At 53.1% G+C, this 14313-nt stretch carries 14 protein-coding genes and 2 pseudogenes; 6 read left to right on the top strand and 10 right to left on the bottom strand.

What is annotated here, in order from left to right; all coding sequences use genetic code 11:
* Positions 1-12 precede the first annotated feature (12 nt).
* Positions 13-333 carry an EscU/YscU/HrcU family type III secretion system export apparatus switch protein gene (locus AJE_RS03330; protein WP_008949658.1) on the top strand — a complete coding sequence of 107 codons (321 nt, stop codon included), beginning with the start codon at positions 13-15 and terminating at the stop codon, positions 331-333.
* On the opposite strand, the gene AJE_RS03325 is transcribed toward AJE_RS03330, so the two are convergent.
* From AJE_RS03325 to AJE_RS03315, 3 genes are all read right to left on the bottom strand, one after another.
* Entirely contained in the window at positions 322-1353 is a 1032-nt protein-coding gene (locus AJE_RS03325; protein ID WP_008949657.1) for an MJ1255/VC2487 family glycosyltransferase, read from the bottom strand. The two genes, AJE_RS03330 and AJE_RS03325, sit on opposite strands and share 12 nt — an antisense overlap.
* A gap of 11 nt (positions 1354-1364) precedes the next feature.
* Positions 1365-1955, bottom strand: coding sequence for a thymidine kinase (locus AJE_RS03320; protein ID WP_008949656.1), 591 nt, complete (start codon positions 1953-1955; stop codon positions 1365-1367).
* Positions 1956-2120: 165 nt separating this feature from the next.
* Positions 2121-4178, bottom strand: a complete 2058-nt coding sequence (locus AJE_RS03315; RefSeq protein WP_039928021.1) for a site-specific recombinase — start codon at positions 4176-4178, stop codon at positions 2121-2123.
* Positions 4179-4308: 130 nt separating this feature from the next.
* Between AJE_RS03315 and AJE_RS03310 the strand changes: the two genes are divergently transcribed.
* Complete coding sequence (locus AJE_RS03310) at positions 4309-4725, top strand: MAPEG family protein (RefSeq protein WP_008610021.1); 417 nt, start codon at positions 4309-4311, stop codon at positions 4723-4725.
* A 76-nt stretch (positions 4726-4801) separates the two neighbouring features.
* On the opposite strand, the pseudogene AJE_RS19045 reads toward AJE_RS03310, so the two are convergent.
* The 4 genes and pseudogenes from AJE_RS19045 to AJE_RS03295 form a co-directional block, all read right to left on the bottom strand.
* Positions 4802-5161: pseudogene (locus AJE_RS19045) on the bottom strand (ABC transporter permease); the annotation flags it as partial.
* A gap of 135 nt (positions 5162-5296) precedes the next feature.
* Positions 5297-5956: pseudogene (locus tag AJE_RS19040) on the bottom strand (ABC transporter permease); the annotation flags it as partial.
* Between the two features lie 68 nt (positions 5957-6024).
* The gene (locus AJE_RS03300; protein WP_008949654.1) at positions 6025-6777 is read right to left on the bottom strand and encodes an ABC transporter ATP-binding protein; all 753 of its coding nucleotides are present in this window, start codon (positions 6775-6777) and stop codon (positions 6025-6027) included.
* Positions 6778-8214 carry an efflux RND transporter periplasmic adaptor subunit gene (locus AJE_RS03295; RefSeq protein WP_008949653.1) on the bottom strand — a complete coding sequence of 479 codons (1437 nt, stop codon included), beginning with the start codon at positions 8212-8214 and terminating at the stop codon, positions 6778-6780.
* A 259-nt stretch (positions 8215-8473) separates the two neighbouring features.
* Here AJE_RS03295 and AJE_RS03290 point away from each other — a divergent pair, with 259 nt between their 5' ends.
* Positions 8474-9685, top strand: a complete 1212-nt coding sequence (locus tag AJE_RS03290; protein WP_237709289.1) for a serine hydrolase domain-containing protein — start codon at positions 8474-8476, stop codon at positions 9683-9685.
* 22 nt (positions 9686-9707) lie between these two features.
* Here AJE_RS03290 and rlmA read toward each other — a convergent pair whose 3' ends face one another.
* Positions 9708-10505: a 23S rRNA (guanine(745)-N(1))-methyltransferase gene (rlmA, locus tag AJE_RS03285; RefSeq protein ID WP_008949651.1), complete on the bottom strand. Its 798-nt coding sequence runs from the start codon at positions 10503-10505 to the stop codon at positions 9708-9710.
* A 189-nt stretch (positions 10506-10694) separates the two neighbouring features.
* On the opposite strand from rlmA, the gene AJE_RS03280 reads away from it, so the two are divergent.
* A complete protein-coding gene (locus AJE_RS03280) occupies positions 10695-11021 on the top strand; it encodes a DUF440 family protein (RefSeq protein ID WP_008949650.1) in 327 nt (108 codons plus the stop codon).
* A 42-nt stretch (positions 11022-11063) separates the two neighbouring features.
* Entirely contained in the window at positions 11064-11609 is a 546-nt protein-coding gene (locus tag AJE_RS03275) for a hydrolase (RefSeq protein ID WP_008949649.1), read from the top strand.
* 81 nt (positions 11610-11690) lie between these two features.
* Here the strand turns inward: AJE_RS03275 and AJE_RS03270 are convergent, their stop codons facing one another.
* Positions 11691-12470, bottom strand: a complete 780-nt coding sequence (locus tag AJE_RS03270) for a S1/P1 nuclease (protein WP_008949648.1) — start codon at positions 12468-12470, stop codon at positions 11691-11693.
* Between the two features lie 2 nt (positions 12471-12472).
* The gene (locus AJE_RS03265) at positions 12473-13312 is read right to left on the bottom strand and encodes a 23S rRNA (adenine(2030)-N(6))-methyltransferase RlmJ (RefSeq protein WP_008949647.1); all 840 of its coding nucleotides are present in this window, start codon (positions 13310-13312) and stop codon (positions 12473-12475) included.
* A gap of 107 nt (positions 13313-13419) precedes the next feature.
* On the opposite strand from AJE_RS03265, the gene AJE_RS03260 reads away from it, so the two are divergent.
* Positions 13420-14307, top strand: a complete 888-nt coding sequence (locus AJE_RS03260) for a tRNA/rRNA methyltransferase (RefSeq protein WP_008949646.1) — start codon at positions 13420-13422, stop codon at positions 14305-14307.
* Positions 14308-14313: the final 6 nt, after the last annotated feature.

Here is a 14313-nt window from a genome sequence, read left to right as displayed (position 1 = left end):
GCAGGTGACACTATGCCGGACAAAACCGATAATCCCAATCCCGAACTCAGTGCCAGTGCGCTAAAGTATGACGGCAGTCAGGCGCCTCTGATCATTGCCAAAGGCCATGGTCAGTTAGCTGCCGATATTATTGCGCTGGCCCGCGAGCATGGTGTCTTGATCCATGAAGATGCTGAGCTAAGTAAACTGCTGAGTAAGCTAGAACTGGGCGAACAGATCCCGCGCGAGCTTTATCTGATTATTGCCGAGCTGATTGCGTTTTCTTATGTGCTGCAGGGCAAGTTCCCGGATAACTGGCACAATATTCACCAACGTATAGACCTAAAAACCTGATACCTGCTGCCATAACGCTTTGCTCAGGCTCGCCGCCTGATCCGGCGTATCAGCTGCCAGCCACTGGCAAATGGCCCTGGCGACATCCGGATACTGTACCTGTCTTAGTTGACTATCGTTATGCAGCCAGTTGGCAATCACGGCGCTGTTAAGGCTATCACTGCGCTCTGCCAAACCTAACTTCGTTAGTGCCAGAGCGTTTGACTGCTGTTCCATCTGCCCTTGTAGCGGTTTAACCAGAATGCGTTTTTGCAATTGCAGCGCTTCACTAATTAACTCAAAGCCGGCATTGCTCAGCACTGCGCTGCAGCGCGCCAGCGTTTGTTTGAAGGCATCCAGACTAGGCGGCTGGGTTTGAATGTGCCCCAGCTGCTGTGCCGGCAGGCCCGGGCCAAACACACTAAACTGATATTCGGTCAGTGGCGACAATAACTGTAACACCTGTTGCTGATCTTCAAACGGCAGATAGACCAGCACCAGTGTCGGTTCGCTGGCCACCGCTTCAAAGGTGGTATGAATAATTGGCGGCAGGATAGGGGCGTTAAAATGATGCCAGTGTAATCCCAGGCTATAGTTGGCTGGGGCAAAGTAACGAAAGATGCCCTGACTGAGCAGGTTAGCGTTTTCCATCGGGATCGGATGCAAAAACGCATACTGATGGCCAATGCCGATACAGGGCTTTTTCTGCTGCCGTGCTGCCCAGGCCGTTACCGGTTCAAAATCGTTCAGAATAATATCGTAACGGCTCAGATCCAATTGGCGGACATCCTGCCACAGTTGCCGTACAGAGGCCTGGCGGAAGCTTTGCCAGTAATTTACCCGGCCAGCTGCCGTCACAAAGGTCAGACCCTGTCTTAGCTGGTAATGGCCAAAGGCCTGCATATCAAAAAACTGCTCCGCCGGGCGGCCGGAAAACAGAAAGTCGACCTCGGCACCCTGCTGGCGTAAATACGGCTCCATGGCTCGGGCGCGGCTGATATGACCATTTCCTGTTGCCTGCACACCATAGAGGATCCGCATACTTTACTCCATTAATCGTCGTCGGCTTGCCAGACAAGCGCTTTAAAGTGCTGGCGGCACATTGAAACATAGCTTTCATTACCGCCAATCTGTACCTGGGAGCCAGCTCTGGCCGGTTGTCCCTGTTCATCCAGCCGCACTACGAAGTTGGCTTTACGGCCGCAGTGACAGATGGTTTTCAGTTCAATCAATTTGTCGGCCCAGGCTAACAGCGCCTCACTGCCGGCAAAGGTCTCCCCGAGAAAATCGGTGCGTAAGCCAAACGCCAGCACCGGGATCCCAAGAGTATCAACCACATCGGTGAGTTGCCTGACCTGGGCCTTACTTAAAAATTGCGCCTCGTCAATCAGCACGCAATCGAGCCGGCCTTGTTGTTTTAGCTGGTCAATGTGCTGCACAAAATCAAAGTCCGCGTCAAAAATATGGGCGTCCATCGACAGCCCTATCCGCGAGCTGACCTTACCTAAACCAAAGCGATGATCCAGCGCTGCGGTATAGATCGCGACGGTCATACCGCGCTCTTGATAGTTGTAGGCACTTTGCAGCAGCGAGGTCGACTTGCCGGCATTCATTGCCGAGTAATAAAAATAGAGTTGCGCCATAAGCTTACCTTTTGCAATTGAAGGCGCAGTATAACAAGACTCTGGCAGAAAATATAAAGTAGCAATATGACAGCAGTAAGACAGTGCGGTTTAAACGAAACACCGCCGCGCAATATGTTGAGCGGCGGTGTAATTAGGCATCACGTCAGGTATTTAAGCGGGCAGCTAGGACTGGTGTTTTGGCTCAGCAGGGCTGTCTTCTGCTTTTTTAACAGCAGCAGGGCTATCTTCGGCTTTTTTAACCGCAGCAGTGGTTTTTGCCAGCACTGTAACTGGCACAAACAGATTTAGCGGGTTTTGTTTAATTTGTTCCACTACCGCTTTTAGCAGCAGCGAGAATTTACTGATCCGGCTGCCGCGGGCGCGCAGTGCGACCGTTAAGGCCAGCGTAAAGCTGACCCACAGGTTAACAAAGCCAATCAGCAGCACCAGACATAAATAAAACAAAAAGCTAAAGGGGCCCAGGCCGCCGCTGATGGTGCTGTAACCCAGATTAGCAGAGGCGAAGGCGACATGGCGGATATCCAGCGGCAGTTGCAGCAAATAGCCGACGTAGCCGGTCATGCCCAGTAACAGGCCGAAGATAAAATTACCGGCCAAGGGGCCATAGTTGTCATGCCAGTAGTTGGCAAAGGCTTGGCGGGGGCGTTCGGGTAGCAGTTTCTTCAGCAACGGGTGGTGATAAAGCCGTTGCCGCAGATCCAGATAATTGGCTCTGTTATCAAAGAAGCCAGCAATGATACCGGAACAAAACAGCCAGATACCGGCAATAGCCGCGAAAAATAACGAACCATGCCAGGGCGCGACCGCTTGTAACTGATAGCTGACGGCGGCGCTGTCCAGGAGCGGCTTACCCTGCCAGGCAGCGTATGCCAGCGCGATACTGCTGGCGGTCAGTACTGCGACACTGACGTTACCCCAGACGGCGGCCCACTGTGAGCGGTTTACATCGAGCAGCAGAGTGGCGAGTTTTTTATGGGCAGCGCGGCCATTTTCACCTTTTTCAACTTCTGCGGCAAAGCTGGCGGCGGTCATCGCCGGCTGCTTGGTGGCTACCGTCAGCCCCAATAAATGGATCAGCACAAAGCCCAGACCATAGTTCAGGCTAACCAACAGCGCATTGCTAAAAGCCGATAATGGCAGGCTTTCGATATAAATCTTCAGCAGAGCCATAGAGGCAATAATCACGCCGGCACCGGCTGCTGAGCCAAATAAGCGCAGATACTGCTTTTTATCGCGCGCAATATAGTGCTCACCATGACTACTTTTATTAACGCTGATGCTTTTCGATAATAACTGGGTGCTACTGCGCCACAGGGCCCGGACACTGCTATTATCGCGACTGGTATCCAGCAACTGCCCGGCCAGTTCAATACTTAGCTGGCGTAACTGGGGCGCTTGTCCGCAGGTAACCAGTGTGACCAGTTGGGTGATCCGTTGCAGCGTTTGCTCCAGTCGCTCCAGAAGATGAGCTACCGCAACAGAGCTCCCCGCTGTTGCTGTGCGCCGGCGTAGCCGGTCAACCTGTTCATTACACTGCGCCATCATCACATGATAATGGGCGACATCATAAGGTTGTTCCTGCTGCTGGCGGCAGTGCTGCACCAGTGCGGTCAGCTCACGGTGCAGGGCGATAAAGGCCGAGTCGATATTATTCAGGCGCTTATCTAGGCGCATCAGATCCGGCTCCATCTCTTCGGCGGCGATCCAAACGCTTAGCATCTCCAGGGCGCATAATGTCTCTTCGCGCAGATGAGCATCGAATTGCGCTAATACCGTCGGGCTGGCCGCTGGCAGCAAGAGTTGACTGAGCTTTAGCAGCAGTCCTTCATTGCTATCGTCAGCCTCTTCGTCGTGAGCCACCTCTTTATACAGCTCCGCCAGCACATCTTTTAGCTCGGTCAGATCGCGTGGCGCAGGGTTGATTTTTTCGTACAGTCGGCTGGACAGCTCGCGTAAAAAACCGCGCCGGGAAAATACGCCCAGACTGACCAAAGCCGGATACAGATGCACCTGACAGAGCCAACTTAGCAGCGTATCGGCGATCTGACGTTGCTCGGCCGGGTACAAGGCCAGGGTTTCCAGCAACTTTTGCGCTCTTTTGCGGCGCTCAAAACTAAAACGTGGCCCCTGTAGCCACTTAACCAGGGTTTTTAACAAGGCCAGACCATCTTGTTCGGCGGCCAGACTTTTTAGCAGCATCAGAGCATTAGCTTGTTCCATTAATTCCTTGTTCCGATGATTCAGTCGCGGTTCATTGTCAACTAAGAGCCGGTTCACAGTAAAAAGTTGCATGCTTCTGGCTGAGCGCGGCATACTGCCGGCAGTAAACCACAGAATCTAAGGAATAAAAATGGAAAAATGGTTGTTACTGACGGTATTTGCCCAGGTATTACTGACCAGTGGCGTAATGATCCTGATGGGGCGGCGGCGGTTTCAGGCGGCCAAAAATAAAGAGATTAAGATGGCGGCGTTTCGCACTATGGACCTGAGCGGTGCCAACGAGCAGGTGATAGCGACCAGCCGTAATTTTGATAATCAGTTCCAGATGCCGCTGTTATACATTGCCGCGGTATTGTTTATTCTGCAGTTCGGTCTTGCCGATCTTGGCTTTGTACTATTGGGTGCAACCTTTGTGGTACTTCGCTACTGGCATAGCCTGATCCACATTGGCAGTAATGTGCTGCGTAGCCGCTTCCGGGTATTTTTACTTGGCTGTCTGGTGCTCTGGATTATCTGGCTGCGCTTATTGCTGCTGGCCTTAATCTGACCGACAGCGCCAGCAGGGCGTAGCATCAAACTTGAAACTACGCCCTCTCTTATCTTGCTGCCTTGCGAAGGCTTCGTTACTCGTAACGCAGTGCTTCTATCGGTTGTAAGCGTGAGGCTTTGCGCGCCGGATAATAACCGAAAAAGACGCCGATTAAGGCCGAAAAGCCAATACTCATCAGCACCACTTGTGGCTCAATAATAGCGGTATAGCCCAAAAAGTGCTCCACCGCCCAGGTGGTGCCCAGTGCCAGCGTTAAACCCAGGGCGCCACCGAGGGCACAGAGCAGCACGGCTTCAATCAAAAACTGGCGCAAAATATCGGCCGGCCTGGCGCCAACCGCCATCCTCAGGCCAATTTCCCGGGTCCGCTCTGTTACCGATACCAGCATAATATTCATAATGCCAATGCCTCCCACTAACAGCGAAACTGAGGCTACAGCCGCCAGTAAGCCATTAAAAATCTGCATGGTTTGGGCACGGGTTTCGACCATCTCGGATAAATTACGGATCCGAAACGGCGGGTCGTTAGCGGTGGTGCGCAGCCGCTGTCTGAGCAGGGCATCCAGCTCCTGTTCCACCAGTGGCATATCCCGATCGGAGGCCACCTGCACTACTATGGAGCGCACGGCTTTCGGGCTCGACAGCGTGATACCGGAGATCCTTTTACGCACGGTATCAATCGGCATAAAGACGATATCATCCTGATCGTTGCCCTGAGTATTCTGCCCTTTGCCGTTTAATACGCCGATAATGGTGACCGGTACCTTGTTAATGCGCACGGTTTGCCCCAGCGGATCACTGGCACCAAATAGCTCACGTTTTACGGTCTGGCCAATTACCGCTACCCGACCCGCGCTGCTTAGCTCGGTTTCAGTAAAGGTGCGGCCTTCGGCGAGTGACCAGCTTTGGGCCTGATAAATCTTATTATCGACACCGAGGATACTGGGAGCCCAGTTCAGGTTGCCGTAGATCACCTGACCCGACGATTGCACCATGGGCGCGGCCACTGTTACCTGCGGGATCTGATTTTCAATAGCCAGGGCATCCATCTCGGTCAGGCTCTGACCGGTGCCACCTTGCTGGGCGCCGCCCATAAAACGCATCCGGCTAAACACAATAAAGACATTACCACCAAGGTTCTTGATCTGTTGGTCTACTTCGTAACGGGCACCGGAGCCCAGTGCCAGCATAATAATAACCGCGGCGACACCAATAATAATCCCCAGCATGGTCAGAATACTGCGCAGTAAATTGACCCGCAGTGCCACCCAGGCTACGTTTAACAGCATCAGACTATTCATTTCAGTGCCTCCGCCAATCGGTGTTGCCTGAAGTCTGCCAGTGCTTGCTGCGCATCCAGTGGCGAACTTTGCCGATCGGTCAGCAGTAAGCCATCGCGAAATACCAGTTGCCGGCTGGCAAAGGCGGCGATATCCGGCTCGTGGGTAACCAGCACCAGTGTTTTACCTTGCTGATGCAGTTGCTGGAATAAGGCCATGATCTCGAGCCCGGTTTCAGTATCCAGTGCACCTGTGGGTTCATCCGCCAGAATAATATCTGGTTCATTTACCAGTGCCCGGGCAATCGCCACCCGTTGTTGCTGACCACCAGAAAGCTGTGATGGATGATGGTCAAGGCGTTTACCCAGACCAACTAGCTCCAGACAGTGCCTGGCCCGCTCCCGGGCTTGTGCCCTTGGCATAGCGGTATAGAGCAGTGGCAGCATCACATTGTCCAGTGCAGTGGTGCGTGGCAGTAAATTAAACTGCTGAAACACAAAGCCGATGTGCCGGTTGCGCACTGTCGCCAGTTCAGCGGCGCTCATCCGGGTAACATCGGTGCCTTTCAGTAATATTTGCCCGCTGCTCGGAGAGTCAAGACAGCCGAGCATATTCATAAAGGTGGACTTACCCGAGCCGGAAGGCCCCATCACCGCAACAAAGTCGCCTTGTCCGATACCGACACTGACCCCTTTTAAGGCTTTAAGTACCTGTTCACCCATCCGGTAGTGTTTTTCAACCTTCAGGGTTGCCATCACCGCGTTTTGCATTTATTCCACCCTGACTGCGCGGACTATCACCTTGTCGCCCTGGCTGAGTTCACCGGACAACACCTCGCTGTACTCGTCATTGCTAAGGCCAACCCTAAGGTTGATGGCCTTGGGTTGTTGCTTACTATCCAGTACCCAGACAGTGGCTGCCGTGCCGCTGTCACCCTGGCCCCGTTGCTGCCGGCGCTGGGCGTTTATTTCGCTGTAGCGCTGATACTCCTGCTCCGACAGCACCAGCTGTAACTCATTGTTTAGCTTTTGTCGCAGTTGCTGCATCTGCGCCCGCATATCAGTCATCGGGTTATTGGCACTGGCGCTGCGCGCCTGCTGTAAGCCACTGGTAAAGTCAGCAAAGACCCGACGCACCGCACTGGCTTTATCGCTGCTTAATCCCAGCTCCCGGATCAACTCAGCAGCCGGATCCGGTTGCGAAGCTGCGGGGTTGGCTGCGCCGGCGGGCCGAAAACGCAGCGCGGCATTAGGTACCCGCAGCACGTCAGTTTGCTGGCCACGAATGACATTGATATTGGCTGTCATGCCGGGTAACAGCAATTGCTGTTGGTTCGGTGCATCAATAATCACTTTGTAGGTCACGACATTGGAAACGTTGGTCGCAGCTTTGCGTACCTGCGACACCTGGCCGTTAAACTGGCGGTTCGGATAGGCATCGACCTGAAATCTGACTTGCTGGCCTTCAGCTAATTTACCGATATCGGCTTCGTCAACGTCGGCTTCTATCTGCATCTGTCGCAGATCCTGCGCTATGGTAAAGAGGGTTGGTGCTGACAGGCTGGCGGCAACGGTCTGCCCAATATCAACCTGCCGGTCAATAATGGTGCCATTGACCGGAGAGCGGATTTGGGTACGATCCAGATCCAGTTTGGCCTGCTCTAACTGCGCTTCCCGTTGCAGCAATTGTGCCTGAGCGCTGCTGATCTGAGCACGGGCGACACTGATTTGCGCCCGTGCCGTTTCAAAGTTTGCCAAGGCGGTGTCCAGTTCACTCTGGTTGGTCAGCCCCTGGCGCATCAGTTGTTGCTGGCGTTGGTGGGCGCGCTCGGCCCGGCTTAATTCTGCTTCGGCTTTTAATAAGTTGGCCTGCTGTTGCTCCAGATTGGCTTTGGCCATCACCACGTCGGCCTCGGATTGGCGTAATCTGGCCAGATAAGTACGGTCATCGAGGCGCGCGATCAGCTGACCCTGAGTCACATCGTCATTAAAATCAGCCAGTAATTCGGTGATCAGACCCGAGACTTCAGTACCGACCTCCACCGTGACTACGGCACGGGTGGTGCCGGCAGTATTGACCACGCTCTCAATATCACCGCGGCTGACGCTTTGGGTTTGATATTGAATTTGTTCTTTATTATCGGGCATCAGGTACCAGCCCAGCCCGGCCAGCAAGGCGACAACAATCAGGATCTGCCAAAGGCGCATAGAAATAACTCCATAAAATTTCTGATTTTACTATAACCAGTTACGCCAGACTGACAAAGAGGGGGTAGGGTAAAGGTTGTGTAAAGCCGGCTGAGAAGGCGAAAAAATACGATTAATCGCGGCTTTTCGCTGGCTGCGGCTGGAGCAAGCCTAAAAGTTACTGCTATGATAGTGAGATAAGATAAGACGCTGTGTTGGTGTGAACGGCGTTAACAATATAAGAAAACTGAATAAGCAACCTGACGTTGCCGAGGTCCCAGTGCTGAAAAGAGTCTGTAGTCTGGTGTTACTGCTCACCAGTAGTCTTGCCAATGCCGCCGTTCCCGATCCTTTGGTACGGGAGTTTGAGCAGTTTTTTCAACAACAAATGGCGGAGCAAAACATTCCCGGCGCTGCCTATGCCATCGTGTATAAGAACCGCATTATCGCTGCCAATGGTTATGGTGTGCGGGAAGTGGGCTCGAATTTGCCGGTAGATGCCTATACCGTATTCCGGATTGCTTCCGTATCCAAAACCTTTGCTGGCGGTCTGGCGGCAATACTGGCAGCGCAAGGCCATTTTCGCTGGGACGATCCGGTGGTGCGTTATGTACCGGAACTAAGCTTTAAAACACGCTCGTTTAATAATAAGCTGAAGGTTGAACACCTGTTATCGCAAAGTACCGGGGTGATAGCCAATGCCTACGATAACCTGATTGAGGCTAATTACCCGCCAGAGCGGATTATTCCGCATTTTAATAAGCTCGATCCGCTGTGTAATCCGGGGCAGTGTTATGGCTATCAGAATGTGTTATTTAGCCTGATTGAGCCGGTGATGCAGCAAACGACCAAGCAGGACTATGCCACCCTGTTGAAGCGAAATATTTTTGAACCGTTAAAAATGCCGACCGCGACGGTGGGGTTACAGGGCTATCTGGATAGCCCAAACCGGGCCACACCGCATGTTAAAGCACGGGGCCAGTGGCACGCCCGCGCGGTGAATGAGAGCTACTATCGCTTTGCGCCGGCAGCCGGTGTTAATGCCAGTGCGGTTGATTTAGGCTACTGGTTGATTGCCCAACTGGGATATAACCCGGACGTGCTGCCTGAACCCTTGTTGGAGCAAATCACCAGCCGTAAGGTCAGGACACCGCGCTACTTAAATCGCCAGATGTGGCGGCCTCACCTGAAGGATGCGCACTATGGTCTGGGTTGGCGCCTGTATAAGTTTGGACAGGAACAGCTGGTATTTCACGGTGGCTGGGTGCAGGGTTTTCGCGCCGAACTGGCCTATTCCAAAGAGCGCGAATTGGGGTTGGTGATCCTGATGAATGCCGAGTCCAGAGTGATCACCGAATTAACGACCCATTTCTGGTCCACCATGTTTACGGCTTTGCAGCAGCAGGACCGGCAGCTGATGCTGGCCGGGTGCAAAGCGCCAGCTTCGCAATCTCAAGCCTCGCCACCTCAAGCCAAAGCGGCTGATTGTTAACTGTTTAAGTGCTGCTGCCGGTTCAGGGCAGCGGTTTTTGATAGCGATCCAGATAAAAGTCACAGCTTATCGCCGGTGCGCCGGCGATAAAGTGCTCCAGCGCCGGCGGACTGAATTTCCAGCCCAGTGGTACCATGGTAATCAGCGCCTTTAGATCATCGGCCGGCAGCTGTAAGCTAAAACTTAGCCGCTGTCGCTGCACATGTTGTAAGCCGTCGATGGCGACCACCTCAGCGCTGTGTAACCGTACCTGCGGGTAAACCGCCGCCTTGACTTCCTTTAGATGCTCCGGCGCCGGACTGACACTGAACAAAGCGCCACCGTCACGCAATACCCGGCATAGCTCTGCATCCAGCGAAGGGGCGTAGATGCGCAAAATGGCATCAAAACTGGCGGCTGCGAAAGGTAACTGGTAACTGCTGGCAACGGCAAAGCGAACTTGCGGATACTGTTTGGCAGCGGCTTTAATTGCTGCTTTAGAAATATCTACGCCATTGATTGCCAACGCCGGCAGTGCCTGCTGCAGTTGACCGCTGTAATAGCCCTCACCACAACCCAAATCCAACAGTTCGCTTACCGCCAAGGCTGACAGCTGCTCAAGCAGGGCCGTCACGACAGGCTGATACCAGCCGGCTTGCAGGAACTGACGCCTTGCCTGCATCATTAACTGATTATCACCGGGATCTTTAGATTTTTTTTGTTGTACCGGCAGTAAGTTCACATAGCCTTCGCGGGCCAGATCAAAGCTGTGGCGCTGTGGACAGCGAAACTGCTGTGCCTGTTGTAGCAGTGGCGCCTGACAAAGTGGACAGATATACATAACCAAGCCTGTAGTTGGGAGCGGAGCTGCAACCCTGTTGTCCCGCAACCTTGTTGAGAGTCAGATCCGCAATGTGTATTACCGGCAATTATACACCTATTGCCAGTCTGATAACGCGTTGTTTGGTGGCAAAAGCTGTTTGCACCGGGCAGCAGTGTTATACTGAGGTACACCAAGCAGGAGACAAAGATGCAACATGTAGAACTCTGGTCGCTGGATGAATTGTGCGACCATGCCTTTGATATTTTTGACGAACTGGCGCCGGATAATTTAAGCGCCAGTGATTATCAGACCTATCAGCAACACTATGAAAACCGTAGTTATGTCGATTTGCTGCCGCCAGGTGCCGGCTGGGAAGAATTAGCCGGCGGCGAGCTGGATCCGGAACTGCATTTTGAGGCACAAATTGGTCTCAGTGGTGAAGCAGGTGCGGAAGATCAAATATTAGCGCGCATTCTGCTAAGCCGTGATAAAGACGAAACCCTGTGTCATGCCTTATGGCGCGGTCAGTTTTAAGTTAGCTGTTTTAAGTCAGCCGAATCAGTTCAGGAGTACTTCATGTTACTTAACGCCGGACAAAGTCAGCTACTGGTCATTGATTTACAAACCAAACTGGCTCCTGCCATCGACTTGACTGATGAAGTGGAACGCGCAGCGATTTGGTTGTTACAGGTCGCCGGTTTATGTCAGGTGCCGGTACTGGCTACTGAGCATTACCCCAAAGGCTTGGGACACAGCTTACCTTCGGTACTGGAATGGCTGACACCAGATGCGGTGCTGGAGAAAATCCATTTTAGTGCCTGTCGCGAAGCCCATATTCAGCAGCGCCTGGCAGAGAGTGGTCGCCGTCAGGTGGTGGTAATAGGTACTGAGACCCATGTTTGTGTGCTGCAAACTGTTATGGATTTGCTGACGGCGGGCTATCAGGTATTTGTGGTGACGGATGCGGTAGGCTCCCGTACCGCTGAAAATAAGCAACTGGGGTTAAACCGGATGCAGCAGGCAGGTGCGGTGCTGGTGAGTCGTGAGATGGTTGCCTTTGAGTGGCTGGAGCGGGCTGGTACAGAGTTATTCCGGCAAATTAGTAAAGGCTGGATCCGCTAATAGCAACGGTAGCAGCAACCAAAAACCAAAGGTATCTGACCCCGAACCTTAGTTCGGGGTCAGATACCTCAAGTTCACAAGTTATTCACCTAGTAACTGTTCCAACACTAGCGCCAAGCGCACTGCTGCCTGCTGCAAGCGGGTTAGCAGCACCCCTTGGTATTGTTCCAGATAGGCATCGTCAATCAACATGCCGGGGCGGTAATGTTGATAAATATCATAGGTAATGGCCGCCGACTCATTGGCCCAATCGAGTACCTCGCCCTGTTGCCAGCTGGCGCGCTGCTCAGCGGTAATTTGTTCAAATAACTGCTCCTGCAGCAGAAAATCTTCGTCATAGCCAAGCTTATGCAGCATATTGCTATCCCAGACGCCATGCAGATTGGTTGGCAGTTCGTGGCTGTAGAAATAGACTGCAGTGCGGTTGCCGCCAAGGTCATCAGCATAGCTGACATGCAATGGCTGATGCAGATCACCCAGGTGATGTGCTAAAAAAAGCAGTGCTTGCCAGTCGCTGCTATCGGCGCTCAGGCGCTGTTGCATCATGCTAATCGCCGATAAAATGCAGCCATGCTCCGGGCAATATTCGGCCTTCACCTGTTTTTCGCCGCGTGGCATATTGACGTAGTGGTGCGGTGCCGTCCAACGAAACTCCTCCTGGCTGCGCACTTCATCCGGCCAGGCACAGGCGGCACCAAACTCATGGTGCGGCGAGGCTTCAACCAGGCTGGCGACTTGCTGCTGTGCCTTAGCGGACAACAGCTGCAACGCCATATCACACACCATGGCATGACCGGTGCGGCCAAAGCCATAGCTATAGCTACTCAGGGTTAACAATAAAACGATAAGCGCCAGGCGCATGGTTATTCTCCAACAAGTTGCATAATCTGATAATGACTGGCTGGGTTGCCCAGCTGTTGCTGTACTTCAGACAGCGCCGGTGCCAGGCTTTGTGCCAGGGTATAGGGCGGGTTAACCACCAGCATACCGCTACCGGTCATACCATGGCCCGGGCTGTCGGCATGCAGGTTAAATTCAATCCGTAGCTGATTCTTAATGCCGGTGGCGACAATGGCCGCGATAAACTGTTCAATACTATGGCGCTCAATCACCGGATACCAGATCGCATAGGTTGCTTGTGGGAAGCGTTTATAGGCTTCCTGCAGGCCTTTAATCAGATCCTGATATTCGGTTTTCAGCTCATACGGTGGGTCAATTAATACCAGGCCGCGTTTAACTAAAGGTGGCAACATCGCCTTAATACCGGCGAAGGCATCAATATTCTCAATCCGCGTTAAACGGCGCTGTAAAAACTGGCTTTGCAGCAGCGGAAAATCACTTGGATGCAGCTCGGTGGCCTGCAGCTGATCGCCGGCGCGCAGCAGCATGGCGGCAATCTTGGGTGAACCGGGATAGAAATTCAGTTCGCCATCCGGGTTTAACTGCTTTACGACATCCAGATATTTGCCAAGTAACGGGCTTTGCGGCTGATAGTGCCACAGCTTGCCGATACCCTCAGTATATTCGGCGGTTTTCTGCGCCTGGCTGCTTTGCAAGCTGTACAGGCCGGCACCGGCATGGGTGTCGTGATAGCACAAGGGCTTATCTTTTTGCAGCAGGTAATCCAGAATGGCAACTTCGGTCAGATGTTTTAACACATCGGCATGATTGCCGGCGTGAAAACTGTGGCGGTAACTGAGCATGCATTAACCTTAGATCGGGTTCAGGCTGGCAAGGATACTGCGTTAGCATAAAAAAACAAGTATCATAGCCGCCGGTCTTAAGCTTAGTTAACCCGTCAGGACACCGCATGTCTGCCAGCAACAAAAAATCATCCGCCGCCAAAAGCCGCGACCCACTGCAAAAGCCCTGGCAGCGCCAGACAAAAGCGAAAGCCGCAGTTAGCCAGAGCGCTACGGTTGGAGTAGGTTTGCCAAAAGTGGCGGCCAAAGAAACGGCAAAGGCGCCGCGGCAGGAGGAAAGCAAAGTTTATGGCGAAAACGCCTGTCGCGAGTTATTCCGCCAGCGCCCGGAAGCGATTATCCGGCTCTATATCAACAGCGAGTTAGCGCCCCGGTTTGCAGACTTAATGAAATATCTGGCGCAGCAAAAGCGTGCCTATCACTTAGTGGATGATACTGAGCTGGAAAAAGTGGCCGGCAGTCAGCACCACGGTGGCATAGTGCTGTTGGTGAAACGCAAGCCGGTCACCAGCCTGGCACTGTATTTGCGGCAAAAGCGTAAACAGGATTGTTTACTGGCACTGGATGGGGTCGGCAATCCGCATAATCTGGGCGCCATTACCCGTAGCTGCGCCCACTTTGGCGTAAACGGCATTATTATGCGCGAGCCGCAGTTATTGCAATCCGGTGCCGCTTTACGTACCGCTGAAGGCGGTGGTGAGTTTGTCGATGGCCTGGCATGTGATGATTTGCCGCTGGCGCTTAAGCTTTGTAAAGACGCGGGCTATACGCTGATCACCACGTCCAGCCATGGCGGCAGCTCGCTTTATAACACTGCCTTGCCAGCCAAAGTGGTGATTGTATTTGGCGAAGAGATGTTTGGCGTATCGAAAAATGTGGCTAAGAGTGCCGATATTGCGCTGCAAATTCCGGGCTCGGGCAAGGTAGAGTCACTGAATGTCAGTGTTGCGGCCAGCCTGATTTTAGGCGAGTGGTACCGGCAGCAGCAAGGTTAATGCTGG

The organism is Alishewanella jeotgali KCTC 22429, from assembly GCF_000245735.1.
GTDB classification, from domain to species: domain Bacteria; phylum Pseudomonadota; class Gammaproteobacteria; order Enterobacterales; family Alteromonadaceae; genus Alishewanella; species Alishewanella jeotgali.
This window is presented reverse-complemented; position numbering and strand designations above follow the sequence as displayed.

Bases quoted from the DNA above. Each gene is read 5' to 3' on its own strand.
- AJE_RS03295 (WP_008949653.1), bottom strand. From the start codon at position 8,214: ATGCGCCTTTGGCAGATCCTGATTGTTGTCGCCTTGCTGGCCGGGCTG.
- AJE_RS03320 (WP_008949656.1), bottom strand. From the start codon at position 1,955: ATGGCGCAACTCTATTTTTATTACTCGGCAATGAATGCCGGCAAGTCG.
- AJE_RS03300 (WP_008949654.1), bottom strand. From the start codon at position 6,777: ATGCAAAACGCGGTGATGGCAACCCTGAAGGTTGAAAAACACTACCGG.
- AJE_RS03325 (WP_008949657.1), bottom strand. From the start codon at position 1,353: ATGCGGATCCTCTATGGTGTGCAGGCAACAGGAAATGGTCATATCAGC.
- AJE_RS03330 (WP_008949658.1), top strand. From the start codon at position 13: ATGCCGGACAAAACCGATAATCCCAATCCCGAACTCAGTGCCAGTGCG.
- rlmA (WP_008949651.1), bottom strand. From the start codon at position 10,505: ATGTATATCTGTCCACTTTGTCAGGCGCCACTGCTACAACAGGCACAG.
- AJE_RS03310 (WP_008610021.1), top strand. From the start codon at position 4,309: ATGGAAAAATGGTTGTTACTGACGGTATTTGCCCAGGTATTACTGACC.
- AJE_RS03265 (WP_008949647.1), bottom strand. From the start codon at position 13,312: ATGCTCAGTTACCGCCACAGTTTTCACGCCGGCAATCATGCCGATGTG.
- AJE_RS03260 (WP_008949646.1), top strand. From the start codon at position 13,420: ATGTCTGCCAGCAACAAAAAATCATCCGCCGCCAAAAGCCGCGACCCA.
- AJE_RS03315 (WP_039928021.1), bottom strand. From the start codon at position 4,178: ATGGAACAAGCTAATGCTCTGATGCTGCTAAAAAGTCTGGCCGCCGAA.
- AJE_RS03270 (WP_008949648.1), bottom strand. From the start codon at position 12,470: ATGCGCCTGGCGCTTATCGTTTTATTGTTAACCCTGAGTAGCTATAGC.
- AJE_RS03275 (WP_008949649.1), top strand. From the start codon at position 11,064: ATGTTACTTAACGCCGGACAAAGTCAGCTACTGGTCATTGATTTACAA.
- AJE_RS03280 (WP_008949650.1), top strand. From the start codon at position 10,695: ATGCAACATGTAGAACTCTGGTCGCTGGATGAATTGTGCGACCATGCC.